The 26,014-nt window shown below is 41.7% G+C and carries 25 protein-coding genes; 8 read left to right on the forward strand and 17 right to left on the reverse strand.

Annotated features, from left to right (window positions below; all coding sequences use genetic code 11):
* Positions 1–125: 125 nt before the first annotated feature.
* The 3 genes from ISP07_RS18745 to ISP07_RS18755 are packed head-to-tail and all read right to left on the reverse strand — an operon-like array spanning position 126 to position 3,303.
* Positions 126–1,256 (reverse strand): sodium ion-translocating decarboxylase subunit beta, encoded by a 1,131-nt coding sequence (locus tag ISP07_RS18745; protein ID WP_054551287.1) that lies wholly within the window; start codon positions 1,254–1,256, stop codon positions 126–128.
* Positions 1,257–1,266: 10 nt separating this feature from the next.
* The gene (oadA, locus tag ISP07_RS18750; protein WP_054551286.1) at positions 1,267–3,039 is read right to left on the reverse strand and encodes a sodium-extruding oxaloacetate decarboxylase subunit alpha; all 1,773 of its coding nucleotides are present in this window, start codon (positions 3,037–3,039) and stop codon (positions 1,267–1,269) included.
* 15 nt (positions 3,040–3,054) lie between these two features.
* A complete protein-coding gene (locus ISP07_RS18755) occupies positions 3,055–3,303 on the reverse strand; it encodes an OadG family protein (RefSeq protein WP_209328539.1) in 249 nt (82 codons plus the stop codon).
* 534 nt (positions 3,304–3,837) lie between these two features.
* Between ISP07_RS18755 and ISP07_RS18760 the strand changes: the two genes are divergently transcribed.
* Both ISP07_RS18760 and ISP07_RS18765 read left to right on the forward strand, forming a co-directional pair.
* Complete coding sequence (locus tag ISP07_RS18760; RefSeq protein ID WP_064971747.1) at positions 3,838–4,011, forward strand: DUF1328 domain-containing protein; 174 nt, start codon at positions 3,838–3,840, stop codon at positions 4,009–4,011.
* A gap of 52 nt (positions 4,012–4,063) precedes the next feature.
* Positions 4,064–4,255 (forward strand): hypothetical protein, encoded by a 192-nt coding sequence (locus ISP07_RS18765; RefSeq protein WP_054551284.1) that lies wholly within the window; start codon positions 4,064–4,066, stop codon positions 4,253–4,255.
* A 476-nt stretch (positions 4,256–4,731) separates the two neighbouring features.
* On the opposite strand, the gene ISP07_RS18770 is transcribed toward ISP07_RS18765, so the two are convergent.
* Entirely contained in the window at positions 4,732–5,655 is a 924-nt protein-coding gene (locus ISP07_RS18770; protein ID WP_209328540.1) for a hypothetical protein, read from the reverse strand.
* A 124-nt stretch (positions 5,656–5,779) separates the two neighbouring features.
* On the opposite strand from ISP07_RS18770, the gene ISP07_RS18775 reads away from it, so the two are divergent.
* Positions 5,780–6,247: a YcxB family protein gene (locus tag ISP07_RS18775; RefSeq protein WP_054551282.1), complete on the forward strand. Its 468-nt coding sequence runs from the start codon at positions 5,780–5,782 to the stop codon at positions 6,245–6,247.
* A gap of 26 nt (positions 6,248–6,273) precedes the next feature.
* Here the strand turns inward: ISP07_RS18775 and csrA are convergent, their stop codons facing one another.
* The 6 genes from csrA to ISP07_RS18805 all read right to left on the reverse strand — a co-directional run bounded on the left by csrA (position 6,274) and on the right by ISP07_RS18805 (position 12,352).
* Entirely contained in the window at positions 6,274–6,465 is a 192-nt protein-coding gene (csrA, locus tag ISP07_RS18780; RefSeq protein ID WP_036970495.1) for a carbon storage regulator CsrA, read from the reverse strand.
* Positions 6,466–6,558: 93 nt separating this feature from the next.
* The gene (locus ISP07_RS18785; RefSeq protein ID WP_054551281.1) at positions 6,559–7,776 is read right to left on the reverse strand and encodes an aspartate kinase; all 1,218 of its coding nucleotides are present in this window, start codon (positions 7,774–7,776) and stop codon (positions 6,559–6,561) included.
* Between the two features lie 6 nt (positions 7,777–7,782).
* Positions 7,783–10,383 carry an alanine--tRNA ligase gene (gene alaS, locus ISP07_RS18790; RefSeq protein ID WP_209328541.1) on the reverse strand — a complete coding sequence of 867 codons (2,601 nt, stop codon included), beginning with the start codon at positions 10,381–10,383 and terminating at the stop codon, positions 7,783–7,785.
* Between the two features lie 17 nt (positions 10,384–10,400).
* Positions 10,401–10,853 (reverse strand): regulatory protein RecX, encoded by a 453-nt coding sequence (locus ISP07_RS18795; RefSeq protein WP_138601891.1) that lies wholly within the window; start codon positions 10,851–10,853, stop codon positions 10,401–10,403.
* Entirely contained in the window at positions 10,853–11,647 is a 795-nt protein-coding gene (locus ISP07_RS18800) for a BPSS1780 family membrane protein (RefSeq protein ID WP_166339830.1), read from the reverse strand. Before ISP07_RS18800 ends, ISP07_RS18795 begins: the two co-directional genes overlap by 1 nt.
* A gap of 78 nt (positions 11,648–11,725) precedes the next feature.
* Positions 11,726–12,352 (reverse strand): GTP cyclohydrolase II, encoded by a 627-nt coding sequence (locus tag ISP07_RS18805; RefSeq protein WP_054551277.1) that lies wholly within the window; start codon positions 12,350–12,352, stop codon positions 11,726–11,728.
* A 456-nt stretch (positions 12,353–12,808) separates the two neighbouring features.
* Between ISP07_RS18805 and ISP07_RS18810 the strand changes: the two genes are divergently transcribed.
* On the forward strand, positions 12,809–13,882 hold the full coding sequence (locus ISP07_RS18810; protein ID WP_054551276.1) for an energy transducer TonB: 1,074 nt from the start codon (positions 12,809–12,811) through the stop codon (positions 13,880–13,882).
* A 25-nt stretch (positions 13,883–13,907) separates the two neighbouring features.
* Here ISP07_RS18810 and ISP07_RS18815 read toward each other — a convergent pair whose 3' ends face one another.
* From ISP07_RS18815 to ISP07_RS18825, 3 genes are all read right to left on the reverse strand, one after another.
* Positions 13,908–14,357: a low molecular weight protein-tyrosine-phosphatase gene (locus ISP07_RS18815; protein WP_209328542.1), complete on the reverse strand. Its 450-nt coding sequence runs from the start codon at positions 14,355–14,357 to the stop codon at positions 13,908–13,910.
* 38 nt (positions 14,358–14,395) lie between these two features.
* Complete coding sequence (locus ISP07_RS18820) at positions 14,396–14,917, reverse strand: hypothetical protein (RefSeq protein WP_209328543.1); 522 nt, start codon at positions 14,915–14,917, stop codon at positions 14,396–14,398.
* Between the two features lie 65 nt (positions 14,918–14,982).
* Complete coding sequence (locus tag ISP07_RS18825; RefSeq protein WP_209328544.1) at positions 14,983–15,489, reverse strand: DUF3087 domain-containing protein; 507 nt, start codon at positions 15,487–15,489, stop codon at positions 14,983–14,985.
* A 106-nt stretch (positions 15,490–15,595) separates the two neighbouring features.
* Here ISP07_RS18825 and ISP07_RS18830 point away from each other — a divergent pair, with 106 nt between their 5' ends.
* From ISP07_RS18830 to ISP07_RS18840, 3 genes are read left to right on the forward strand one after another with little or no spacing between them, the layout of a single operon-like run.
* A complete protein-coding gene (locus ISP07_RS18830; RefSeq protein ID WP_209328545.1) occupies positions 15,596–16,243 on the forward strand; it encodes an energy transducer TonB in 648 nt (215 codons plus the stop codon).
* 6 nt (positions 16,244–16,249) lie between these two features.
* The gene (locus ISP07_RS18835) at positions 16,250–16,801 is read left to right on the forward strand and encodes an RNA polymerase sigma factor (protein ID WP_209328546.1); all 552 of its coding nucleotides are present in this window, start codon (positions 16,250–16,252) and stop codon (positions 16,799–16,801) included.
* Positions 16,791–17,390 carry a hypothetical protein gene (locus ISP07_RS18840; protein WP_209328547.1) on the forward strand — a complete coding sequence of 200 codons (600 nt, stop codon included), beginning with the start codon at positions 16,791–16,793 and terminating at the stop codon, positions 17,388–17,390. The genes ISP07_RS18835 and ISP07_RS18840 overlap by 11 nt, the downstream gene beginning before the upstream one ends.
* A 656-nt stretch (positions 17,391–18,046) precedes the next feature.
* On the opposite strand, the gene ISP07_RS18845 is transcribed toward ISP07_RS18840, so the two are convergent.
* Entirely contained in the window at positions 18,047–18,793 is a 747-nt protein-coding gene (locus tag ISP07_RS18845) for a hypothetical protein (protein WP_138601875.1), read from the reverse strand.
* Between the two features lie 341 nt (positions 18,794–19,134).
* On the opposite strand from ISP07_RS18845, the gene ISP07_RS18850 reads away from it, so the two are divergent.
* Positions 19,135–20,271, forward strand: coding sequence for a PQQ-dependent sugar dehydrogenase (locus tag ISP07_RS18850; RefSeq protein ID WP_209328548.1), 1,137 nt, complete (start codon positions 19,135–19,137; stop codon positions 20,269–20,271).
* Positions 20,272–20,568: 297 nt separating this feature from the next.
* Here ISP07_RS18850 and ISP07_RS18855 read toward each other — a convergent pair whose 3' ends face one another.
* The 3 genes from ISP07_RS18855 to ISP07_RS18865 form a co-directional block, all read right to left on the reverse strand.
* A complete protein-coding gene (locus ISP07_RS18855; RefSeq protein WP_054551265.1) occupies positions 20,569–21,945 on the reverse strand; it encodes a Na+/H+ antiporter NhaC family protein in 1,377 nt (458 codons plus the stop codon).
* A 94-nt stretch (positions 21,946–22,039) separates the two neighbouring features.
* The gene (pbp4b, locus tag ISP07_RS18860; protein ID WP_209328549.1) at positions 22,040–24,478 is read right to left on the reverse strand and encodes a penicillin binding protein PBP4B; all 2,439 of its coding nucleotides are present in this window, start codon (positions 24,476–24,478) and stop codon (positions 22,040–22,042) included.
* 20 nt (positions 24,479–24,498) lie between these two features.
* Positions 24,499–25,995 (reverse strand): tryptophan halogenase family protein, encoded by a 1,497-nt coding sequence (locus ISP07_RS18865; protein WP_209328550.1) that lies wholly within the window; start codon positions 25,993–25,995, stop codon positions 24,499–24,501.
* Positions 25,996–26,014: the final 19 nt, after the last annotated feature.

Here is a 26,014-nt window from a genome sequence, read left to right on the forward strand (position 1 = left end):
AAACATTCATGGCGGCTTCCTTACACAACTATCATTTAACTACAATTTCTTTAGGGTGACCCTAGTCTATAGGCAAAAAAAAGCGCAGTAAAATTACTGCGCCAGTCGGTTGGAAGTAAATCGACTTAGCCAACAATCGCTAACAAAATACCTGCTGCAACGGCACTTCCTAATACCCCTGCAACGTTTGGTCCCATAGCATGCATTAACAAGAAGTTATGCGGGTTGCTCTCAAGGCCTACCTTATTAACCACCCGTGCTGCCATTGGTACCGCTGACACACCTGCTGCGCCTACTAATGGGTTGATTGGCGATTTAGAGATCTTATTCAGACCTTTTGCCATAAACACCCCTGACGCTGTACCAATTGCAAAGGCCAATGCACCTAACACCAAAATACCGATTGTTTCTACGGTTAAGAACTTATCTGCCGCAAGCTTTGAGCCTACCGCTAAGCCTAAGAAAATGGTGGTAATGTTGATGATTTCGTTTTGTGCACTATTGCTTAAACGATCAACCACGCCCGATTCACGCATCAAGTTACCTAGGCAGAACATACCTACCAGCGGTGTTGCCGCAGGTAAAAACAAGATAGTTAAACTAAGCACCATTAATGGAAAAACAATTTTCTCTTTTTTCGATACTGTACGAAGTTGCGGCATTTGAATTTCGCGCTCTTCTTGCGTTGTTAATGCACGCATAATTGGCGGCTGAATAATTGGCACTAGCGCCATATAAGAATAAGCCGCTACAGCAATCGCCCCCAGTAAATCAGGTGCTAGCTTAGATGCTAAGAAAATAGCTGTTGGACCATCTGCTCCACCAATAATGGCAATGGCCGATGCATCTTGAAGTGTAAACTCAAAACCAGGAATAAAGTTAAGTAGAATTGCACCAAATAAAGTAGCAAAAATACCAAACTGCGCAGCCGCGCCTAACAGCAACATACGCGGATTTGCTATCAAGGCACTAAAGTCTGTAAGCGCCCCCACGCCCATAAAGATCAAAAGTGGGAACACCCCAGAATCAATCCCGATATCGTACACGTAATAAAGCAAACCACCCGGTTCAGATAACCCGGCTACAGGAATATTAGTTAAAATAGCCCCAAAGCCGATAGGTAATAACAATAATGGCTCAAATTTACGGGCGATTGCGAGATATAATAACCCGCAACCTACCGCAATCATTATTAATGCAGGAAAGGTAAAATTAGCAATACCTGTCGCATGCCAGAGGTTTAAAACACCATCCATCCTCTGTCTCCTATGCTAGCGCGATTAGCGCATCGCCAGTGGCAACAGAGTCGCCCTCTGCTACTAATACTTCAGCTATTGTACCTGAGTGTGCGGCGCGAACTTCTGTTTCCATTTTCATTGCTTCCATTATGATAACCACATCACCTTCATTTACTGTTTGGCCAGCTTTTACTTTCACTTTGAAAATATTGCCTGCTAACGGCGCGTTTAAGGTTTCGCTAACAGACGCTGAGGCAGATTGAGGAATTAACTCACTGTCTTTTAGAGTTACTTCTTTTAGTTCACCACCTTGCGCTACAACGACATCGTAAACTTTACCGTCAACTTTAACGCTGTATTGCTCTGCTTTTGCAGGACTTGAAGCGGCTGGTTTACTTTCAGACTTAGCAACTTCACCCGTTGGAATTGCTTCAAACGCATCAGGGTTGTTACGGTTTTTAATAAACTTAAGGCCAATTTGAGGGAATAATGCGTAAGTAAGTACATCATCAATCACGTCATCAGCAAGCTCTAAACCTTGCTCTTTAGCTTCACTTAATAACTCTGCTTCAAGCTTCTCAAGTTCAGGCTCAAGCTTATCAGCAGGACGGCAAGTGATTGCTTCAGCGCCATCTAGTACACGTTCTTGCAGCTCTTTATTCATTGGCGCTGGTGTTGCACCATACTCGCCTTTAAGCACACCCGCAGTTTCTTTCGTGATGGTTTTATATCGCTCGCCAGTCAACACATTAAGTACCGCTTGAGTACCAACAATTTGCGAGGTTGGTGTAACGAGTGGAATGTAACCTAAGTCTTCGCGAACACGCGGGATCTCGAGTAATACTTGATCAAGTTTGTCAGCAGCACCTTGCTCTTTAAGCTGATTTTCCATATTAGTTAACATGCCGCCCGGCACTTGCGCTAATAAGATACGTCCATCAACGCCTTTAAGGCTGCCTTCAAATGCAGCATATTTCTTGCGTACGTCACGGAAGTAAGCAGCAATTTCTTCTAATTGGTTTAAATCAAGGCCTGTGTCTCGCTCAGTGCCTTCTACAATTGAAACGATGGTTTCTGTGGCGCTATGACCATAGGTCATACTCATTGACGAAATAGCCGTATCAAGCATATCGATACCTGCATCGATCGCTTTTTGGTAAGTTGCAGTGCTTAAACCTGTGGTTGCGTGGCATTGCATCGCAATAGGAATAGACACAGTTTCTTTTAAACCTTTGATCAACTGTTCACAATCATAAGGCTTTAATAAACCTGCCATATCTTTGATACAAATTGAATGACAACCAAGATCTTCTAGTTGTTTTGCAAGCTCAAGCCACATATCAAGCGTATGGACTGGGCTTACTGTGTACGAAATAGTACCTTGGGCATGAGCACCTACTTTAACAGCAGCTTTAATGGCAGTTTCAAGGTTACGCACATCGTTCATCGCATCGAAAATGCGGAAAACATCAACACCGTTTTTGTGGGCACGCTCAACAAACTTTTCGACTACATCATCAGCATAATGACGGTAGCCTAAAAGATTTTGTCCACGCAGTAGCATTTGCTGCTTAGTGTTTGGCATTGCCGCTTTTAGCTCGCGAATACGTTGCCAAGGATCTTCACCTAAATAACGGATACACGAGTCAAACGTCGCACCCCCCCATGATTCAATTGACCAATAACCCGCATTATCGAGTTTTTCTGCCATGGGTAGCATGTCGTCTAAGCGCATACGCGTTGCCAAAAGAGACTGGTGTGCGTCGCGCAATACTAGTTCGGTTAGTTTTAATTTAGCCATGTTTAAGCTGCCCCGTTATTTTTGTTTATTTCGAAATTGAGCAATTGCAGCGCTGATTGCTGCAATATGTGCCTGTGGCACACCCTGTTGAGGTTGAATTTTTGCTGTACGCGTAGGTTCTGCAGTTGCAGGATCATCAAATCGACCCACCAGCTTTGACATTAAAGTGACTGCTGAAATCAAAATAGTCAGAAAAACAAACACGCCTACCATGCCTGTCACCATCAAACTGGCCGCAGTGGTGAGTAATCCACCTATATCCATACGACTCCCCTCGCTTACTTAAAATAAAAAGTTATTTTTGTTAAATAATTATGCACCAATAATAACAAACGAAATTCATTTGTATAGCACCATTGTAAATTGGTAAAACCAATTAAATTTAAAATAACATGACGTACATATAATTAACACCCCACTATTTATGCATTTAAAGCCCCGCTATAGATGATATAAATAATCAATATAGCCAGTCGTTATATGCTGAACTATTAATTAATAGCAACAAAATGGCTAAAAACCACGCACAACAAGGTGTTAGAGCTATCCACTCAAAATAAAGTTAAATTGGTCTTACCAATAATAACGGCAATTCTCTTTTTCCTCATTCATCTCAATATGAAAAAATATCACTATGAATAAGTTACATGCTTACTCGTAAAAGTTACCAAATGATGAGCTATCTAAAGAACAACAAAAACACACAAGCCATTGAAATATATAAATTAAAACTTCTGGCATAGAACTCGCTTCAGTTACATCGAACTTAAGAAAATTTAAATAGCCAAGGAGACCACTATGTTACGCTGGACAATTACTTTTCTAGTTATCGCGTTAATCGCAGCAGTGTTAGGTTTTGGCGGTATCGCAGGAGCCGCTGCAGGCATCGCTAAGATTATCTTTTTTATATTTTTAGTATTACTTGTTATTTCGCTGGTATCAGGAGCACTTAGAGGCAGCGTCCCTAAGTAGTTAAAAGCAGATAACCACTTACTTTATTTTTAAATTTACAAGGAATTTCATTATGAAAAATTCAACTTTAAAAGCCGCAACTATCGCCCTATTTTCAGGTCTTTTCATCATGGGTTGTGAAGACAACTCTGCTGAAGACGCAGGTGAGCGTATTGACGAAGCAATTACTGATACACAAAATGCAGTTGAAGATGCATGTGAAGAAGTAAAAGAAGGTGTTAACGCAGAAGAAACTAACTGCTAATCACTCACCTTACTTAAGAAAAGCGGCCAAGTGCCGCTTTTTTGTTTTTTAAATGATGCATGAGATCTGAGATAATCGTAGGAATGGTTTTAACCGTGAACTTTTGGCTATAGCGTGAGTTTTTCGGCGTTAAAACGCCTCCTACAAGTCTTAACTTGGGTTTAAAGTCTGATGACTTTATAAACCACCGCGCGAAATAAATTTCACGCCTACGTGAGCCTCAAACTCGATAACTTGTTGGGTTCAGCTCCGCTCTAACCTACGTCACGTAGGTCGTCATTTATGGCGACACATGTTTTATCACTCATACTTGACGGGCTAAAGCCCGACCTACAGCCGCTTTAATTGAGAAAATCGCGCGAAATAAATTTCACGCCTACGTGAGCCTCAAACTCGCTAACTTGTTGGGTTTTAATCTGATAGCTGACGGCTGAAAGCTGATGGCTCTGAGTGCGTCTCCGTTCTACCCAACGTTATCACTCACAAACCTTAGTGAGGGGCTCGTTTGTCGTTACACTCGCTATATGCCACTGACCATCAATAAAAGTCACCTTAGCTACATCGCTAGCGGCAAAATCTCCGGGGACATTTAAACGCGTTAAGTTACTCGCTAACGGCTGCTGACAATATGGGCCGGTATCACCATGCATTACAAGTACAGGCTTATTGGTGTGCTTTGCGAAGTCGCTGATGGCATCTCGGTATAGTTTAAATGCATCACAATTAGAGCGCTGTGATTCACTACAGGCGGGTTTACTGCTTGGGTGGTAAATATCAGCCTGAAAGCCAAACACATAGGCCTTAGCATCTTGTTGAACAAGTGCTTGTTTTAACCAAATTAAGTTGTACTTATCACGTTTGTCAGCGGCATCAAGTGCTGCGTTTTTGTCACTTTTTAAAATTTGCGAGCGGCCATTAAAAGTGCCCGGTATATGCAAAGTACGAAACTCAATACCATCAAACTGCCAACGGGCATTCTCTAGCATTTCAGCTTGTGTGGCATAACCCTGTAATTGCTTCGCTTTTTGTGTATAAGCCTCGTCGAACATCAAGCCTTTAACAAAGCTTAGCCGTTCAAGTTCATCAAAACGCACCGATAGCTTTTCTCGGTCGCAATCGGTCCATTCATTATCACCGGGGGTATAAATAAAAGGCTGTTTGGTCGACGACGTCAATAACGCTTTATTTGTTTGCAAAAGCTTGTTCGTGCAAGCAAGCGCCCCGGATTTCATATCACCAAGATGTATTAAAAAGCCATGAGGTGTTGCTTCGATTGCCTTGGTAATTTTTCCGCCTTTGGCGAGATTAATTTCATCAATCGGGGTGTATGGCATATCGCCCATAACTAAAAAAGTATTTGTGGTCATTGCAAGTGCTAATGACATTGAACTAACAAACATACAACTTACACCTTTAAAATACACATACCTTAAGCTCTCACAATGACAACTAAATGAAAACCAACTACGGCAGATTTTTTCTATCAATGTTAAACTGCTGTCAGCAAATTAAGTGAGCCCACGAATGACATTAAGTACAACTTACACATTAGATAAACCGTATTATTACGAATGCTTTGATGAGTCTTTGCCTTATTCATCTCAAGCCAAGCCTAAATACCCGCTGTTGATATTGTTAATAACCTTAGGCTTATTGGCGTTTTATCAATTAGAGAATCATTACCTTGGTAGCTTTATGATTATGCTTGCCGTCGTTGAGTGCTTATCGTTTTATTACAAGCGCCCATGGTGGGTCGCAAGACAAATGATGAGCCGTGCATCAGGCAGCGAAGTGACTATCGTATTTGATGATGATGGGGTGAAAGCCGAAAACCCGCATAAAAGCTACCAATTAAGCTGGCAACAGATTAGTGAGATTATTGAAACTGAGCGAGGTTATATTTTAAAGGCACAGCGCGGTATGCAATATATTTCTAAACAAGCGCTAAATGATGAAATGACAGCCGAACTAAATAAAAGAGCCACTCAGTGAGTGGCTCTTAAAATATCTGTCGCTGATTAAACGTTGCCCGGATTTGGGTTAGATTTCTCTGCTTGAATTCGCATGTAGATTTCTTCACGATGTACAGATACATCTTTCGGTGCGTTTACACCAATGCGAACTTGATTTCCTTTAACACCAAGAACAGTAACTGTTACTTCGTCACCGATCATTAGGGTTTCACCTACTCTACGAGTTAGTATTAGCATTCTCTTGCTCCCATGTTCCAAAAAATTAAAAGATTCCGCGTCAAAAACATTCTAATGAAATCTAGACTTAAAAGTAAGTAAAAACTCTAGATCTTATTCATTTTCGGTTAAAAAAACTTTGTGTAGCGCACGTACAGCCAGTTCTAAATACTTTTCGTCAATTAAAACTGATATCTTTATTTCTGATGTCGATACAAGCATCACTTTGATGTTTTCATCGGCAAGGGCATTAAAAAATAAACTTGCCACACCAGAGTGAGATTTCATCCCTACACCTACTGCAGACACCTTGGCAACATTGCTGATCCCTTTAATAGATTCTGCGCTGATACCATCTTGGTTACTGGTCAAAATTTCAAGGGCTTGCTCAAAATCATTCGTGTGCACAGTAAAAGCATAGTCTATTTTTTCAAAGTTATGATTAACTTGGTTAATCATATCTATTTCGATGCCAAATTCTGCAAAAAGTTTCAAAATTTTTGCAAGGTTTTCCGTTCCTTGGTGTACGCCATTGACGTAAATCAAGCTTTCGTCACGATTAAAGGCGATACCCGACACAATGTTTGCTTGCACATCCGGCTCCTCAAAACTGATCAAGGTCCCTTGATCCGGGTTAAAACTCGATAACACTCTGAGCGGTATATTATATTTTCCTGCGGCTTCGACACTACGAATATGCAGTACCTTAGCCCCAAGACTAGCCATTTCGAGCATTTCTTCGAAGGTGACATGGCTCATACGTCGCGCATTAGGCTCAATACGTGGGTCGGTGGTGTATACCCCATCAACATCGGTGTAAATTTGACATTCATCGGCATTGATAGCGCCTGCAATCTCAACCGCAGAGGTATCAGTACCACCGCGACCAAGCGTGGTGATATTGCCTTCAATATCGCGGCCCTGAAAGCCCGCTATTATAGCAATCCGGTTATGTTCAAGTTCATGCTTTAGACGAGTCGCCGCAATCTCTTCAATCCGCGCTTTACCAAACATGTTATCGGTGCGAATGTTGACCTGATCAGCAAGTAAGCTTACCGCTGAGTGACCACGTTTAATAATAGCCATAGCGAGTAAAGAGACCGACACTTGCTCACCGGTGGTTAGCAATACATCAAGCTCACGAGCACTGGGTCGAGAATCGATTTGTTTAGCGAGTTCAATCAGACGGTTAGTTTCTCCCGACATCGCCGAGAGCACCACCACAACTTGATGGCCTTGTTGTTTGGTTTTTACAACAAGGTCGGCGACGGCCTCAATTCGCTCTATTGAGCCAACTGAGGTGCCACCGAATTTTTGGACGATAAGTGCCACTAGTGATTAAGAACGCTCAGTTAACCAAGCTGTTACACTTTCTAAGGCTGCAGCTAGGTTCTCTGGCTGAGTACCACCTGCTTGCGCCATATCAGGACGACCACCGCCCTTACCGCCTACTTGTGCAGCCATGTGATTTACAAGCTCACCGGCTTTCACTTTACCTGTTAGGTCTTTAGTTACACCGGCAATTAGGCTTACTTTGTCGCCATTAGCAACACCAAGGGCAATAACACCTGAGCCAATCTTCGTTTTCAGGTCATCAACCATGCCGCGTAGTGCTTTAGACTCAGTACCTGCAACATCAGCAACCAGTAGCTTAATACCGTTCACTTCAACAACAGAGTCAAGTAACGATGCACCTGCCGCACTTGCTAGCTTGTCGTTAAGCTGTGCAATTTGCTTCTCAAGGCCTTTTGATTTCTCAAGTAACGCAGTTACTTTTTCAAGTACTGTGCTGCTATCACCTTTAACTAGTGCTGCAACATCGTTTAGTTGTTGCTCTTGCTCACTTACATAAGCAACCGCTTCAGCACCTGTTACCGCTTCAATACGGCGGATACCGGCCGCGATACCGCTTTCTGATACGATTTTAAATAAACCGATATCACCTGCACGCTTAACGTGAGTACCACCACATAGCTCGATTGAGTAATCACCAATGGTTACTACGCGCACTTCGTCATCGTATTTTTCACCGAATAATGCCATCGCACCTTTTGCTTTAGCATCTTCGATAGCCATTAGCTCAGTTTCAAGCGCAAAGTTACGACGGATTTCATCGTTTACTGCGCGCTCGATTTGGCGTAATTCGTCTTTTGTTACCGCTTCAAAGTGAGAGAAGTCAAAACGTAAACGCTCTGGGTCAACAAGTGAACCTTTTTGATTTACGTGCTCACCTAAAATTTGGCGTAACGTTTCATGTAAGATATGCGTTGCAGTGTGGTTTTTCTTGATGCTATCGCGACGTGCCGCATCAATTGTTGCCTCTGCTTTATCGTTTGTACCAATACGACCTTGTACACGACCATGGTGTGCAAATGCATTACCAAGTTTTGTGGTGTTAGTCACTACAAACTCACCACCAGCAACTTTTAACACACCCGTGTCACCAACCTGACCACCTGATTCAGCGTAGAACGGTGTACGGTCTAAGATTGCGATACCTTCTTGACCATCTTCAAGTACAGAAACCGATTGACCTTCAGAGAAAAGTTCAACCACAGTACCGGTGTAATGTTCTGCATCGTAACCTTTAAAGTCTGTGTGTTTTTCAGACTTAAGTTGTTGGTTGTAATCAGCACCAAACTTACCCGCTTGCTGTGCTTGCTTACGCTGAACAGCCATACACTCTTGGAAGCCGTGCTCATCAATCGTCATGAAACGCTCACGCGCCACGTCTGCCGTTAAGTCAGCTGGGAAACCGTAAGTATCGTAAAGTTTGAATACTAAGTCACCTGGGATCACATCGCCTTCGATGTCAGTTAGGCTTTCTTCTAAAATAGCCAGACCACGCTCAAGTGTTTTACCAAACTGCTCTTCTTCAATACGCAGTACTTTTTCAATAATTTCCTGTTGCTTAGCAAGCTCTGGGTACGCTTGACCCATTTGCTCAATTAGCGCAGCAACTAGCTTGTAGAAGAAAGCACCTTTTGCGCCTAGCTTGTTACCGTGACGAACAGCACGACGAATGATACGACGTAATACATAACCACGGCCTTCGTTTGATGGCATAACGCCGTCAGACACTAAAAACGCACACGAACGAATGTGGTCTGCCACAACGCGTAACGATTTATCATCTAAATCTTGTGCGTTTGTTACTTTAGCCGCAGCAGCAATAAGAGCTTGGAATAAATCGATTTCGTAGTTTGAGTGCACGCCTTGTAAAATTGCAGAGATACGCTCAAGACCCATACCTGTATCAACAGACTGCTTAGGAAGCGGCTCCATTGTACCGTCGGCATGGCGGTTATACTGCATAAATACTAGGTTCCAGATCTCGATGAAACGGTCACCGTCTTCTTCAGGTGAACCTGGAGGACCACCCCAAATTTCTTCACCGTGATCGTAAAAGATTTCAGAACATGGACCACAAGGACCTGTATCACCCATTGACCAGAAGTTATCGCTGGTTGCAATGCGAATAATACGATCTTCACTTAGACCCACTTCTTTATGCCAAATGTTGAAGGCTTCTTCATCATCATGATAAATAGTAACAAGGAGCTTTTCTTGCGGTAGTTTTACAACATCAGTTAAAAACTCCCACGCAAACTTGATTGCGTCTTGCTTGAAGTAATCACCAAAGCTAAAGTTACCTAGCATTTCAAAGAATGTATGGTGACGTGCAGTGTAGCCTACGTTTTCAAGGTCGTTATGTTTACCACCTGCGCGTACACAACGTTGAGAGCTGGTTGCACGTGAATAAGGGCGGCTTTCCGCACCTAAAAATACATCTTTAAATTGCACCATACCGGCGTTATTGAATAATAACGTGGCATCGTTACCCGGGATCAGCGAGCTTGAAGGAACAATTTGGTGTTGTTTAGAGGCAAAAAAGTCTAAGAACTGTTGCCTGATCTGTGCGGTAGTCATATGCTGCATGTGAAAATCTCACCCGTTTATTGCTGTGCTTGCATTGCAAAATCAATTTGTTCGTAATTAAAGCCTCGATACATCAAGTAGCGTACACGTTTCGCTCTTTCTTTCTGGTCGAGTTCTTTACCTGAATTTGAAAACTTCTTTAAATATGCGTCCTTTGCGAGTTCAAACCAATCGATTTCGAACTCCTCGAGCGTCTTGTCTAGTAGTGCTCGATCTATCCCTTTTGCCATTGCTTCGCTCTGAATGCGTTTTACACCATGATACTTAGCTAAATGGCGGCGTACAAACCCTTCGCAATAGCGCTGTTCGTTAATAAAGTTGTGTGATTCACACCAATCTAACAAGCGCTCTGTAAACTCAGGTGTCGCCTCTTTTTGCTGTAACTTTCGCGTTAAATCCCGACGCGAATAATCTTGTCGGGACAATAACCAAAGTACGTAATTCTTTAACTTTTGTTCTTTATCATCCATTACGCGTCAAAGCGTCCTGATTGTGACTGTGCTTCAGGTGCTTTTGTTTGGTCATCACCTTTTGGCACAACTGGCATAAAAATGGCCTGAAAAGACACGAAGAAGCTAATGTAACAAATTGGCATTAAAACCAATAGTGGAATAAACGATAAAGGAATACAGATCACCATTAAAACAGCGCAAATTAGGCCATAAACACCAAGTGGGGCCATATTATGGTAAAACACCATGAATGAGGTTTTTAAAACCTGAAACATATTGCTTTGCTTTTGAAAATAAACCAAAGGCACTGCATAGGCAAAAGCAGTTAAATACACACAGATCGCCAATAGAAATACCGCAACTTGCCCCATTGAAATGGTTGCTAATAAATCGGCAATATGTGTTTGGTTTTGTGGGTCGAAAGTTTGACTCGAAATAACTGCGTAGGCATCTGCAAAAATGAAATTAGACAATAAGGCTAATAAAATACCTGCCGCCATCTGATACACGGCAACGCGCACTAAACCTATACGGTTTCCTTTATTACTAAATGGCTTAAAAATATCAGCTTGGCTGATAGTCCCGCCTTGCTGCTTTGTTAGCACAGCTTGATAAAAACCTGCCATCAAAAATGGCGTCACAAATGCACCAACAACTTGCAGTAAAGGTAGCAGCAATGCCAAAAAGCTAATTATCACGATTAGCAGATGCATTAAAATAAAAGTCAAAGGTTGCAGCTTAAAGATTTCCCACCCAGCTTTAAACCATTTAACGCCCGCATCAGCTTTAAAAATACGTACTTCGATCGACATAGTTTCTCATTCAATAACGACAAAACGCACCGAGTATAACTGGGTGCGCCGCTTGTTTATAGTCACCTGTTGTGAAATTTACTCAGGCTTTTTAATTTTTTTAATATCAAGCATGTGCGAGCCATGTTTGATTTTCGTTTCAAGGTAAGCTCGGTTACCTACCACACCCGCTTTAATGTGCGCATGAGTGCCAACCACTGAATCAACTTCAATACCCGCATCACGCAGTGCTTTGAGCTTATTTGGGTTGTTAGTCATTAACTTAACATGCTTTTGATTCAATGCTTCGAGCATTAATACAGCGTCTGAAAAATCACGTAAATCATCAGCAAAACCCAAATGGTTATTTGCTTCGTACGTATTCATACCTTGCGACTGTAATACGTAAGCATCAATCTTATTGTATAAGCCAATACCACGGCCTTCTTGGCGTAAATACAGTAAAATACCACCTTGCTGGTGCATCATCTCGATACACTCATTTAATTGCTCACCACAATCACAACGTGAAGAGTGAAATACATCGCCCGTTAAACACTCTGAATGCATTCGAATTAAAGGAACATCTTGCTCTGTGTCGGCTTGATTAAACACTAAAGCGACATGTTCTTGGCCATCATTTAAGCCACTAAAAGATACGATTTCTGCAGGGATATCACTGTTTTTGCCAACATTCAGCTGGACTCTTGCTCTTACTTGCGCCACGACAAATCCAAATTAAAAAATAAATGCGATACTGCAAATGTGATTACAACAGCTTGAGGTTGTAAGGATGCAACATACGACGAGTGATAACTAATATTGAGGCAGTTACCAGCAATTCAAGTATTATACACTCAAACCACCCCAAGATACGAGCTTTGCGCCTCGCTTTAGTGGCGCTCATCAAACACTTGAAAACTCGCCGTCATACAGCTACCTAATTGAATTGTAATGCGTTTTAAAAAATCACATTCAAAATATTCGAAAAAATAGATTAGTTTAATCTCGATAAACAGTCAGACCTTGTTCAAATTGTTAATAAAAACATACTATGTATCTTAATATTCAACAGTGACACAGCGAGTGTAACTTGCTACCTTGCACCTAATGATGATAATGATTATCATCAACTAGTATTAATTCCCTTCTCTATCTCAGGGCAATATAATAAGGAATATTATGAAAAAGAGCTCGCTTGCCTTATGCATGGCACTTTTATTTAGCCAGCAAAGCATGGCTAATGAAACGACCACACAAGAGTTTAACGACACCTACCGCGCTTATGTCGCCGCTGTAAAAAATCAGCAAGACAGTAGTGAGCTTGCAAAAAAAGCGTTTGAACTAGGCAAAAAAGTTTATGGCGAAAGCGCCGACAACACTGCGAACCTTGCTATTAACTATGCAAACAGCCTAGATAAAAGCGAGCAAGAGCAACGCTTTGAGTTATATCGTACAGCCTACGAAATACTAGAACAAAATCACGGTAAACTCAGTGCACAAGTGTATGACTCATTAATCGGCATGGCAGAATCAACACCTTCAGCTAAGCGTGCAGATACGTATTTAGATGATGTCATTGCCATTGCTGAAAAACAAAACTCCGCCAAGCTTGTTGCAGATGCAAAAATGACCGCCGCTCGTATCCTTGCATATAAAGGCACTGGTGAGCGCTATTACACAGCAAAGAAATATCTTGAAGAAGCCGATGATTACTATCAAGAGAATTTACCCAATAACGCTGTCGATCGTATTAGCGCTGACTTTTTAGTTGCCGCATTTGCAGAAAATCAACGTAAATACAGCACCGCCATTGAGCGTTTAAATCACGTGGTAAGCGTATTTGATCAAGAGCTAGACTTTGATCATCAAACCGAATTAAACGCCCATTCAAAGCTAGTTCACTTATACGAAAAAACAGGTAAAAGCGACGAAGCAACTAAACATTGTTTAGCGATTGCGAAAATGGTGCCGTGGAAAGAAAGCCAAGAACAAGAGCCGTTATACCGCGTACATCCTAAATATCCAAAATCAAAAGTTCAACGTATGGAAGATGGCAGTGTCGTAATGGAGTTTGAAGTAACCCCGTCAGGCTTTGTAGACAACATAACTGTGGTTGGCTCTGAGGGTGGCTCTGCATTTGAAAGAGAAGCTGTTAAAGCAGTAAAACAGTGGCGTTATGCCCCTAAGTTTGAAAATGGTCAAGCTATTGCTGCGACTTCTCGGGTGCAATTAGATTTTAAAATCAACAACTAAATAACAGGGTCGCAGTGCGACCCTATCATATCTTGTTAAGTAGTTTATCTGCTGCGTTCTCAATTAAATCGAGTACTTTTTCGAAGCCTTGATCGCCACCATAGTAGGGATCAGGGATCTCGCTTTCCCCTGCGTCACCATGACTTAAAAATAGCGACAGCTTATATTGTAAGTGCTCTGGACACTGGGCTTTTAAATCAGCAAGATTTTGCTTGTCCGCTGCGAGGATTAAATCAAACTCATAAAAATCAGCTTGAGTCACAGGTCGCGAATAAATTCCTTTAAAACTATAGCCGCGCTTTTCGGCTGCTGCTTTTGAGCGAGGATCTGGTGGATTACCTTGGTGATAACCAATGGTGCCAGCAGAATCAACTTTGACATTCATACCTAATGACTTTGCTCGACTACGAAGCACCGCTTCAGCTGTGGGTGAGCGGCAAATATTGCCTAAGCAAACAATCAAAATCTTCTTCATTAAATGAACCACCTTTATTATTTGCTTCAAAAAATTGCTTAAAACTCATAACTCAAGTTGATACCACCATCAACACGTTTATTATCATCGCTTGAGGCTTCACCGTACCCTAATTCAAACCTCAATCGCCAACCGTCTTGGTTTAAGCCACTGAAATTATAGCTGTAACTAAGCCCAATACCATTAGTGGTTTCTTCATCAAACGCTTCAGCGAGTGCACAACCAATTGCGTTGGCAAATGCTGCTGTAAGTTCATCGCTATTTTGAGATTCATCGCACTGAGTATCTACTTCTCTGTTTCCTAATGCGCCAACCAGCAAGCCGATTGCATGTTTATTATTATCACTTATAGCTTGCTCAAAACCCGCAGCAAAACCATCATCAAGGCCTATCTTATAATTGCCATACCAACGCTGGCTTAAGTCAGCACTAGCAACAGATACTTCAGGTATTACAAAGTACGGATAGCCACCACCAATCGAAAAACTAATATCATTAGCGCTAGCAAAAGTGGGGCCTAGTAGCAGCAACGAGACAACTGTATGTGTTATTTTTTTCATTGTTCACAATCTTTAAAATTTTGACGCAACAAAAAATAAAGCAAAATAGGTACAAAGACAACTATTTAGTATTGATTTAGTATCTTTTCGTCATACTTATCAACATCTAAAGTTAAATTGTACTGCTGCGCAACACTATCAAGCTCAGCCTGCTTAATTGCCAACTCATCCATGGTAATAGTGTTGTCATCAAGCTGCCATAACAAACGTGACCCCGCATAACTGTATTGAATTGCTAATAAAGCATCGGCATTGCCCTCACGCCCTGCTGCTTTTAACTTTGGCATTTTACGGGTGATTTTATTCAGCGCTTTTTTAAGCTCCCACACATAGACAATTTCAGTCATGTAATCATGATTGCGGTACTTATTAAGCACAAAGCCCACCAGCAAACTACACACAACAACACCTAATAGGTTCCAATGAAAATGGCTACCGCTTGGATCAGGAAATAACACAATTAATGTTTGTGAAATGGCTAAACTGCCAACGGCTAAAGCAATTACACAAGCAATAATTACTTGGTTTAAATGTTTACGGTAACGGGCTTTATCTATTTGAATAAGTTTCATAACAACCTAAAAAACTTGTGAAAAATAAAAAGTGAAAAAAATTTCACCCCTTTTTTATTTGCCAGCCGTTTTAGCTATGAAAGCAATTATCCAAAGAGGAACGGCTATGCATACTTTACCACTAAACTCAGCAAGCTTGAATAACAGCAATGCTGCTTTAAAGACAACCGCAGCAATTATTGGTGGTGGTGTCATGACCTTTGCAGCATTTGCATTTATGCAGTACTTAATTTCTACTGAGCAAAGAGCCGATGTAAAAACAGGCCCAGACATCACGGTTGAAATTTATGAAGTACCGGAAGACTCAAAAGTGCAAGTAAAGCAAACACTGCCGCCACCGCCAGTTGCTAAAATGCCACCAAAAATACCACCGCGCCCAACGATTGATACGACCGATACAGTTGTGGTAGCTGATTTAACACCAACAATGACATTCGATAACATTGGCGACACACTGAGCAAAACTATTAATCAACCAACAGGAGATGCAACGCCAATTGTGCGTATTAACCCTAAGTACCCTCCGGTAGCAGCTCGCGATGGCATTGAAGGTTGGGTGCAAATTAGCTTTAGTATTTCACCGACTGGTGAAGTGATTGATCCTGTTATTATTGATGCTGAGCCTAAACGGGTATTTGACCGTGAAGCAATTCGCGCCATTAAACGTTGGAAATATCGCCCTAAAGTTGTTGAAGGTGTGGCACAATTGCAAACAAACCAAAGCGTTCAACTTGATTTTAAAATAGATGGATAACTGCCTATGCTAATGAGCATCAAGACATGGTTATTTGACAAGCCAAACACAGATTGTTTGGCGCAGTATGCCAAAACGGGCGACAACCGTTACCTTAACCAACTCGTTGCTCAATACGGGAACGATCTTTATCACTATCTAGTTACACAAAGTGATAAAGATCTTGCCCTTGATATATGCCAGCAAACCTGGTTAAAAGTTATTGATAAACGCAACTTTTACAATGATCAAAACAACCCAAAAGCGTGGCTTTTTCGCTTAGCTCGTAATTTATTAATTGATGAATTTCGTAAGCAGCAAAAGTTCGTTGAATTAGAAGACAACCAGCTATTTACCGAATCTCAGAATGAGAGTTATCACTACAACTACGAAGCCTTTGATAAAGCACTAATGGCGCTTAGCTTTGTACAACGTGAAGCGCTGACCTTACAACATGAAGGCTTTAGTCTAGATGATATTGTAGCTATCACACAAAGTAACCCAGAGACCATTAAAACTCGGCTGCGATATGCCCGTCAAAACCTGAAACAACAACTAGGAGGCCTCCATGAAGCGTAACGACGAGCAATTCGATACTGATTTAAAAGCACATTTTCAAAAACGTAAGGCAGAACACAGCTTAAGCAGCGATGAGCTTTCACACATGCAAAAACCACTCTCAGCAACGCCAAGACCACAGCGCTTTTTAGGACTGCAAATGACCGGAGTTTTTGCTGCTTTAGCGATTCTTGGTTTTGTCATGCTGCAATACAACAACCGTGAATTAACCGATGTTTACGCCGTGGATTTATCAGATTATCAATGGCTTGAAGTACACGAACTCGACGCCAAAGGCAGCTATGTGAGTAATCTTAAACAACAAAAACAAAACCTAGATGCTAACTACCAACAAGCATTAGCCAATCACCAAGCCCGCACCAGCTTCACCGGCCGTCTAGTCAGTGTTGATAACGACTGGTATATCGCCGACTGCGAGCAAAATGTCATAGTACAAATTAAACAATCACTCCTTGAAGAGCTACAAAAACACGGCACCCTAGATACTCATATTCACCAAGGTGACCTACTCGCCCTAGACCAGAACAAACAAGGCCAAATCATCGCACTCAAACAGTTAACCCATGAGGCGGAAAATTGTAAAGCTTGAAAACAGCTGTCAGCTATCAGATTTAAAACAAGTTAGCGAGTTACAAGGGGAAAGAGTAAAGGAGTTCGTAGGTTGGCTAGAGCGTAGCGAAACCCAACACACTCAGAGCTGTCAGGTTTAAAAAAGCTGGCGAGTTACAAGAAGAGAGTAAAGGAGTACCGTAGGCGTGAAATTTATTTCGCGCGATGGCCGCAATCCATACTCTTGTAGGTCGGGCTTTAGCCCGTTAATGAAAAGATAATTTGTCGCCATAAATGACGACCTACCTGACGTTGGTTAGAACGGAGCGAAACCCAACACACTCAGAGCAGTCAGATTTAAAAAAATTAGCGAGCTACAAGGGGAAAGAGTAAAGGAGTACTGTAGGCGTGAAATTTATTTCGCGCGATTCTCTCAATTTATGCGGCTATAAGTCGGGCTTTAGCCCGCCACGTATGAGTGATAAAACATGTTTCGCCATAAATGACGACCTACGTGACGTTGGTTAGAACGGAGTGAAAACCAACACACTCAGAGCTTTCAGCTATCAGATTTAAAACAACCTAGCGAGTTACAAGAGTAAAGTCGCAAGCTTTTAAGTAGCAGCTGGTTTACCCCGCGTAGTTAGTCTTCAGATGTCAGATCATTCTTCTGATATCTGATACCTAACATCAATTTCACTCCCCTACCTTCGGCAACATGCTTTTACTAATCACTTCAAATGTATCTAAGTCTACCAGCATAGAGTAAACTTCATCGTTGTTGATAAATACAACGAATAAATTGCCCTCAGCGTTGAGGTTAGACTCTACAATGCGGTTGTAACCTGAAATAACTTCGCTGTAGTTTGAGCCATCAATCTTGCTTAGCGCGAAGGTGCGCTTATCTTTGCCATCGAGCAGTTTGTCGTTGTTGGTATCGTTTTTGATAACTTCGTAAGAAACGGCCTTAGGAGCATTGGCTTTTTGCTCATTGTAAACTCGAGTATCAAACTCTTCGTAATGGCTTAAAGCACCAAACTCTATGATCAACTGATCCGTTGTTTTAAATAGCCACTTGGCGTGATTGGTTTTGTCATTAAGAAACAAGATGTTCTTTGAGCGCGTAGGTCTGTATTTATAACCACCGCTAAAATTATTGTAAACTGTTACATCAGCTTTAACCTCGATATCCAGTTTTTCTGATTCCAACGGGATAAAGTAAAAATCACTCCCCTCGACCTTACGGGGGTAACCCAGTTTCCACTTTTCTTGCTGCTTTTCATCTTCAGCTAAGTTTAGTGTTTGTTGCTGAACATGGTTATCGGACTTTAGTAAGTAAGCAACAAAATTATACCCTATTGCTGCAGCTCCAATGATTAAGCCCATAAGTAAAATTAGGCCGTTAACATTCCACACCCATTTAAAAAACTTTTCTGACTTCATACGACTTGTTAAATCCTTTTAAGAATAAGAACTTGCTAAGCTAGCAGATTTAAAACAAGTTAGCGAGTTACAAGGGGAAAGAGTAAAGGAGTACCGTAGGCGTGAAATTTATTTCGCGCGATGGTTCAACGAGCCATCAGCTTTCAAACTGACGGCTGACGGCTGACGGCTGACGGCTGACGGCTGACGGCTGACGGCTGACGGCTGACGGCTGACGGCTAATACTCCGCTCTTTACCTCGCTTTTCCTACCAATAATCGCACATTGCTCTAATGTTAATAACAATTTAATGCTGAACCAGCTAGGCTAGAAACATCGTGTTTAAATATTATGGAGTTACCATGAAAAGGTCTTTGTTTAACAGTTTAATCATTGCCTCAATTAGTTTGTCGAGCTTGCAAGCTTGTGCTCAGCCGGAGCAAAAGATCCCTCTGGATGCCAGCGCTAATGACTACAAACTAGAATTAGTAAGTGAAGGAATTCAAATTCCGTGGGGCATGGCTTGGCTTAACGAGCGTGACTTACTCGTTACCGACAGACGTGGCGAGCTTAGATTAATTCGTGATGGCAAACTCGTTGAGCAAATAGTTAAAGGCACACCTAAAGTACATGATGAAGGTCAAGGGGGCTTATTAGACATAGAGCTTGATCCGAACTTTGCCGACAATGGCTGGATTTACTTTTCGTACTCGGGCTATGAAGGCGATGGTGAGGGTTATAACACCTCGATTATGCGCGCCCGCTTTAAAGATATGGCTCTTATCGATCAGCAATTATTGTTTGATGGCGAGCCAAATATTGAAACAACAAAACACTATGGTTCGCGTATTGAGTTCGACAAACAAGGTTACTTGTACTTCTCTATCGGCGACCGTGGCAAAAGAGACGTTCACCCACAAAGCTTAGACTATGATGCAGGCAAAATTCACCGTATCAATAGCGATGGCTCTATCCCTAAATCAAACCCGTTTTATAACCATAAAACAACCCACAAAAGCATCTATTCGTATGGACACCGTAACCCACAAGGTATGGCGATGCATCCTGAAACGGGAGTTATATGGAGCCATGAACACGGCCCGCGGGGCGGCGATGAAATCAACATAGTTAAAGCAGGTGCTAACTATGGTTGGCCTGAGATCACTTATGGGATCAACTACATTGGTACAAAAATTACTGACGAAACCAGTCGCAAGGGAATGGAACAACCTGATTGCTATTGGGTGCCTTCCATTGCCCCTTCTGGAATGGAATTTATCACCAGCGATAAATACCCTCAGTGGCAAGGTCAAATTGCCGTAGGTTCGATGAAGTTTGGTCACCTTGTGTTAGTGAAACTTGATGGTGACAAAGTAACAGGCCACAGTAAGGTATTTGAAGGTGTAGGTCGCGTGCGCAGCCTAGCCACCCACCCTAATGGTGATTTATATCTTGGTGTTGATGGTGTCGGTGTTTATAAGGTTGTACCTAAATCGTAGGTTGGATAGAGCGAAGCGAAACCCAACACACTCAGAGCTATCAGCTTTCAGCCGTCAGCTATCAGATTTAATACAAGGTAGCGAGTTACAAGGGGAAAGAGCAAAGGAATACCGTAGGCGTGAAATTTATTTCGCGCGATGGCCTCAATCCACACTATTGTAGGTCGGACTTTAGTCCGTCACTTTATAAGTGATTCGACATGTGTCGCCATAAATGACGACTTACGTTACAAGCAATAAAAAACCACAGACTCCTCTGTGGTTTTTTACTTATAACTTAAGGCTTAAAGCTATTACTTATAAAACAATTATGCTTGTCACTAGGTAAGCAATAAAAGTTAGCGCACCGCCGAATAAGGCATATGGCATTTGAGTTTTTACGTGCGTTAATAAATCACACCCTGATGCAATGGCCGATACTGCGCTGGTATCTGAAATTGGCGAGCAGTGATCGCCAAACACACCACCACCTAGAATAGCTGCAATGACCAATGAAGGTGGTAAACCTAATGCTTGAATGAGCGGTACACCGATTGGAATAAGTATTGCGAAAGTGCCCCACGAGGTACCTGTGGTAAATGAAATTACTGCACCCGTTAAAAACAGCACTGGCACAACCAAGTAAATAGGTAAGAAATCACCGACTAGTCCGGCTACAAACACACCCGTACCTAGGTCTTTTAAGCTTGCACCTAAAGTGAGTGAAAGTAATACAATAGACACTAATGGCAGTAACTCACCCATTCCTTTAAAGCCAATATCAACCAGCTTATGATGCGTAAATTCACGCGAGCTAATCATTAAAAAGTAAGCCACAACACAAGCTAAAATAGTTGCATACAGCACTGATTTAGAACCACTACCGCTGGCAATATCGCCATCGCCAGTCCAGAACATAAAACCAACCATGCTACCAATTAAAGTGATAAGTGGCACAAGCATGTAACGCGCTTTTGAGCCTTTGACTTCTTCTGTTAGTTCGGTTTCTTGTTGTTCAAAATTTTCTTCTGCTTGCTTTAATGGGCCATGTACCTTGTCGAAAGTAATCGTATAAAACACGATAAGTAGCGCGATAATGGCATAGAAGTTATAACCAATACTGCCCCATAATACCGATACAGCTGACTCTTCCATTTCGTAGTTGCCAAGCAAGCCCAACACATAAGCGCCCCAGCCATTTAGCAAGATTAAGATACACACAGGTGCACTAGTACTATCGATAATATAAGCAAGGCGTGCTCGGCTCATTTTAAATTTATCAAACAAACCACGCGATAAAATCCCCGAGGTTAATACACTTAAGTTCGATTCAATGAACACCGCAATACCTGAGAACATGGTTAAGTAACCCACTTGGCGCTTACTTTTTGCAACCCCTTTGTTCATCAGTAAATTAACCGTCGCAGCCACACCGCCAGATTCACGAATGTAGGCAAGTAAAGCACCGATTAGAACACTAAAAATAAGGATACGGCTATTACCAGGGGAGCTGGCAACTTCAATGACTCGCTCTATGGTATTGATAAAGGTGAAAAACAAGGTATTACCTTCACCATTCAGAGCAAGTAAAAACTCAGACGACGCAACAGCGACTAATAACGCCATGATCACTTCTTTGCGCCAAAACACAATTAAGATAGCAATCAAGGGTGGTAAAATTGAATACCAAGACATAAAAACCCTTTTAAATTAAGAACAACATTTTATTTTTATTATGCGAAAACTTGCTAAGCTTAATGGCTTTGCCACCAAACTCAACTTAATTCGACTAGTGATTTAATATACTCTCATAAATCAGTGAGATAATAGAGCCATACTTACCTGTTTCAAAACGCTTGCCGACAAACTGGTAATTTTTTTGCGAGCCTTCAATAGGGGTATGACGCGCGTTGGTTAGTAGTACAATAGCAAGGTCGTATTCGGGGTCAATAACGGTTACAGTGCCTGTCCAGCCCGTATGACCATAAGCCCGCGGGCTAGCATAAGGGCCAAAATGCCATTTGCGCGCTTGATGCCCCGCTCTACGCCAACCTAAACCATAGGTCTCATCACTTGCTTGTGAGTTTGTGAATTGCTCAAGTACTTGTGGCGTAAAAATTTGTTTGTTGTCGTAACCGCCACCATTGAGTAACACCTGCATAAGTACGGACAAGTCACCAGCGGTACTAAATAGCCCCGCATGCCCCGCTACACCACCTAAAGCATAAAAGGCTTTTTCATCATGTACTTCACCTTGCAGTACATCGGTTCGAATGTTTTCAAACTCAATGCGACCACCTCGGGTGTTGCCGTTAATCTCAGTGGCAGCAATTTGCGAAGCTAAAAAGCCTTTTTGCAATGGATTATAAACCGTATGTGTTAAACCAAGCGGTTGATAAATTTGGCTCTCAACATAAGTATCAAGAGCCATACCACTAATACGCTCTACCAGTACACCAAGCAACATATAATCGATATCAGAATATAGGTGTTTTACGTTACGACCAGCCACAAAAGGCACGCCAGTTAATAACAGGTTTTTAGTACGCAGACTGTTTTGAGAAAAAAAGCGCTCACCAAATTTATTGTCTTTACGATGAAAATCAACCACTGCTGGGTAACCCGCACTGTGGGTGAGTAAATCTTTTACTAAACGCTGTTCACGACCGCTGCCTCTAAATTCTGGTAGGTAATAGAACAGCGGTTTTTCTACGTCGAGTTTCCCTTCACTGGCAAGCTTCATCAGCGCAAAGTTAGTGGCAAACATTTTTGAATTTGAAGCTATATCAAACAAGGTATCGTTTTGCATGGCTTGTGGGCTTTTGAGCTCACTGCCATCAGCATGGTACTTTTTAGCCGCGCCATAATGGCTTAGTTTGATCAACTTGCCATCTTTAATAACGGCAAGTACTGCGCCCGGAAAGCCCTCTTTAATCTCATGATTAATTAACTCATCAACGGCACTAAAACGCTTTTGACTGTTGTTTGTATCAAGCGTTGGGTAAGGAAAACGTAAGGTTAAGCTTGCCCCTTCAGGCAACACATTCTCTACTTTATACGTGTTAATGCCATCGCGGGTGCGCTTAGCTAAACTGTATTGATATATTTTTTCGGCTGTTAATGGTGAGGCAATATTAATTTTTTCACCATTAATGAAAATATCAGCACTGGTTGCATCTTGATTTTCTATGATGATTTCACCGCGACCTTTATAGGCTATAAAAGTGCCTCTGTCGTTCACTAGCGCGCGGCTACTCGGATCAAGCGCCGGAATACGCGCTACAACTTGTGCATTGGCCAGTGTTTTTGGCGCAGACTCAACCGCTTGCTGTTGCTGCTGATATTCTTTAAATAACCGCTCAAGCTTTTTAGGAAAGTACTTATCTAGTAATGCAAATAGCACTGCGGCACTTCTTGCATCACTATTGCCACTGACATGCCAAGGCAAAAAGTGCATTTGAAAAGCACTTAGGGCATCGAGCGTTTGCGAATCAAGTTGACCCGTTGCAATCACCTCATAGCCGTAGCTACGCAATGCTTTTTGCATTAATTCAACAGAGGGTTTTGATGCACTAAATAATTGCCAATATTTATCAACGGTGTTGCTGTCATACCACGCACCGATACCTGCTTTATACAGTTGATACCAAGGAAAACGCGGACCTGGGTCGTTCTTACGGCTTGGAGCAATATCAGAATGGCCAATAACTTGAGTTGGGCCGATATCTGGGTTACGAGCAAGAATATCTTTGCTTAGCTTGATTAGTAGCTCTATTTGTTTAGCATCATAGTCTGGAAAAATACATAACTTGCTGGCGTCATTTTCCATCGCAAGCTTAGTTTGCTCCGGAATATGGCAGCTTGGTACATTCACTATTTCAATACCAATTGAATGATCATTTAAATCTTCTCGGCCCTGCCAAAAGCTACGTCCGGCGTGCCATGCTCTATCTTTTTCATCAACCAGCTGAATAATTTCTAAATCGTCTTTTGGGTAACTAGGATCGCCAGACTCAGGTAATAAATAATGTGAACTTAAGCCCCCTTCATCCACGAGCGCACGCATTGATTTTTCGTAATCAATAGCGGTGTAATGCATCACTAAAAACTTAACACGATGGCTGTAATTAGCTGATTGTGTGTAGGTATATGAATTACTGGCACAGCTAAGTAAAAAGAGGGAAAAAACGAATAACAATACAGATTTATAAAAATAAATAGTTTTCATGGTAGATTTTAATTATCCATCTAAGAAGAAGCACAATGTCGTTGAATAAAATCACTATGAGCAGTTAAAGAAGACGCTGTGTGATTAATCATCTGCTTGATTTTTATTAAGTACTGCTCAAGTTGTTCATTTTCAAGCGTATCTACTAATGGGTGATATGCTTGCGGGTTTAAACCTTGCCCATTTAATACTGAAAACCAACTTAACTCATTAAACAGCTCATTATTTTCTCGGAATATTCGACCATTACTTCTAAATAACTCAATACGCTCAGACAAACTGTCTGGTATTTCCATAGCACTGCAATAACGCCAAAACTCACTATCGTTTCGTTGCGTCACTTTATAATGAGCAATGATGAAGTCACGAATTGAAATAATTTCTTGTTCTGTGTAGCGGTTATAAATATCAATATCAACCTGTGAAAAATCCTTGCTAGGGAACAAACTGATCAATCTCATAATAGCTGACTGTACTAGCTGCAACCCAGTTGATTCTAATGGCTCTAAGAATCCCGCAGACAAGCCAATAGCAACACAGTTTTTGTGCCATGCTTTTAAGCGGCGACCATTTTGCCAATGAAGCTGGTTTGGCTCACTTATTGATGTTGATGGCAAGCTGTTTAAAAGTTTATCCATTTGGCATGCTGAATCGGTAAATTCACTTGCAAATACACGCCCATTACCCACTCTATGCTGCAATGGAATTTGCCATTGCCAGCCGTTTTTATGTGCCTTTGCTTGAGTATATGGTTTTAACTCATCAGTAGACGCCGTCGCAATGGCAATAGCGCTATCACACGGCAACCAATGGCGCCAAGATTCAAACCCAACGTGTAAAGCACCCGAGATAAGCTTTCCTTTGAACCCTGTGCAATCAATAAATAGCTCACCGTCTATTTGCGTATCATCATTTAATGCAAGTGACTCTATGAAGCCGGTATCATGATTGAGTATAACTTTAGAAATAGTACCTTGAATGTGCTTAACACCTAAATCTACTGCGTATTTTTGTAAATACTGAGCATATTTTTTAGCATCAAAATGAAAAGCATAATTGATTGGCGTTGGGCCTTTTGTGGTTTGCCCTGCACTACGATTAAATTTATTTTGCTTGGCAAGACAACCCTCTAAACAGTAATCGAGTATGGCACAGTCACTACCCTGCTGTTTTCTTTTTAGCCAATAATGATGAAATTGCACACCATTTAAATTTACACCATAAGGACCAAATGGGTGCATATAGGAACTTTTTAGCTTGCCCCAGTCTAAAAACTCAATGCCTAATTTAAATGTGCCTGCTGTAGCTGCGAGGAATGCATTTTCATCAATACCTAACAGTTGATTAAATTGACGAATTTGCGGAATTGTTGCTTCGCCAACGGCTACGCTGCCAATTCTTGGTGATTCAATTAATGAAATAGTAAGTTTAGTACCAAAAACCTTTTTTAATGCAGCTGCTGTCATCCAACCAGCCGATCCTCCTCCAGCTATAACTACATGTTTAATCGCTTGCATAACTTCCTTCCTACATAAA

Source organism: Pseudoalteromonas sp. PA2MD11 (genome assembly GCF_017808125.1).
GTDB classification, from domain to species: Bacteria; Pseudomonadota; Gammaproteobacteria; order Enterobacterales; family Alteromonadaceae; genus Pseudoalteromonas; species Pseudoalteromonas simplex.

Excerpts from the sequence above, each read along its gene's own strand:
- ISP07_RS18840 (WP_209328547.1), top strand. The coding sequence starts at position 16,791 with ATGAAGCGTAACGACGAGCAATTCGATACTGATTTAAAAGCACATTTT.
- ISP07_RS18820 (WP_209328543.1), bottom strand. The coding sequence starts at position 14,917 with ATGAAAAAAATAACACATACAGTTGTCTCGTTGCTGCTACTAGGCCCC.
- ISP07_RS18865 (WP_209328550.1), bottom strand. The coding sequence starts at position 25,995 with ATGCAAGCGATTAAACATGTAGTTATAGCTGGAGGAGGATCGGCTGGT.
- ISP07_RS18830 (WP_209328545.1), top strand. The coding sequence starts at position 15,596 with ATGCATACTTTACCACTAAACTCAGCAAGCTTGAATAACAGCAATGCT.
- ISP07_RS18775 (WP_054551282.1), top strand. The coding sequence starts at position 5,780 with ATGACATTAAGTACAACTTACACATTAGATAAACCGTATTATTACGAA.
- ISP07_RS18810 (WP_054551276.1), top strand. The coding sequence starts at position 12,809 with ATGAAAAAGAGCTCGCTTGCCTTATGCATGGCACTTTTATTTAGCCAG.
- csrA (WP_036970495.1), bottom strand. The coding sequence starts at position 6,465 with ATGCTAATACTAACTCGTAGAGTAGGTGAAACCCTAATGATCGGTGAC.
- alaS (WP_209328541.1), bottom strand. The coding sequence starts at position 10,383 with ATGCAGCATATGACTACCGCACAGATCAGGCAACAGTTCTTAGACTTT.
- ISP07_RS18795 (WP_138601891.1), bottom strand. The coding sequence starts at position 10,853 with ATGGATGATAAAGAACAAAAGTTAAAGAATTACGTACTTTGGTTATTG.
- oadA (WP_054551286.1), bottom strand. The coding sequence starts at position 3,039 with ATGGCTAAATTAAAACTAACCGAACTAGTATTGCGCGACGCACACCAG.
- ISP07_RS18815 (WP_209328542.1), bottom strand. The coding sequence starts at position 14,357 with ATGAAGAAGATTTTGATTGTTTGCTTAGGCAATATTTGCCGCTCACCC.
- ISP07_RS18845 (WP_138601875.1), bottom strand. The coding sequence starts at position 18,793 with ATGAAGTCAGAAAAGTTTTTTAAATGGGTGTGGAATGTTAACGGCCTA.
- ISP07_RS18855 (WP_054551265.1), bottom strand. The coding sequence starts at position 21,945 with ATGTCTTGGTATTCAATTTTACCACCCTTGATTGCTATCTTAATTGTG.
- ISP07_RS18760 (WP_064971747.1), top strand. The coding sequence starts at position 3,838 with ATGTTACGCTGGACAATTACTTTTCTAGTTATCGCGTTAATCGCAGCA.
- ISP07_RS18770 (WP_209328540.1), bottom strand. The coding sequence starts at position 5,655 with ATGTTTGTTAGTTCAATGTCATTAGCACTTGCAATGACCACAAATACT.
- pbp4b (WP_209328549.1), bottom strand. The coding sequence starts at position 24,478 with ATGAAAACTATTTATTTTTATAAATCTGTATTGTTATTCGTTTTTTCC.
- ISP07_RS18850 (WP_209328548.1), top strand. The coding sequence starts at position 19,135 with ATGAAAAGGTCTTTGTTTAACAGTTTAATCATTGCCTCAATTAGTTTG.
- ISP07_RS18755 (WP_209328539.1), bottom strand. The coding sequence starts at position 3,303 with ATGGATATAGGTGGATTACTCACCACTGCGGCCAGTTTGATGGTGACA.
- ISP07_RS18765 (WP_054551284.1), top strand. The coding sequence starts at position 4,064 with ATGAAAAATTCAACTTTAAAAGCCGCAACTATCGCCCTATTTTCAGGT.
- ISP07_RS18835 (WP_209328546.1), top strand. The coding sequence starts at position 16,250 with ATGCTAATGAGCATCAAGACATGGTTATTTGACAAGCCAAACACAGAT.
- ISP07_RS18825 (WP_209328544.1), bottom strand. The coding sequence starts at position 15,489 with ATGAAACTTATTCAAATAGATAAAGCCCGTTACCGTAAACATTTAAAC.
- ISP07_RS18745 (WP_054551287.1), bottom strand. The coding sequence starts at position 1,256 with ATGGATGGTGTTTTAAACCTCTGGCATGCGACAGGTATTGCTAATTTT.
- ISP07_RS18800 (WP_166339830.1), bottom strand. The coding sequence starts at position 11,647 with ATGTCGATCGAAGTACGTATTTTTAAAGCTGATGCGGGCGTTAAATGG.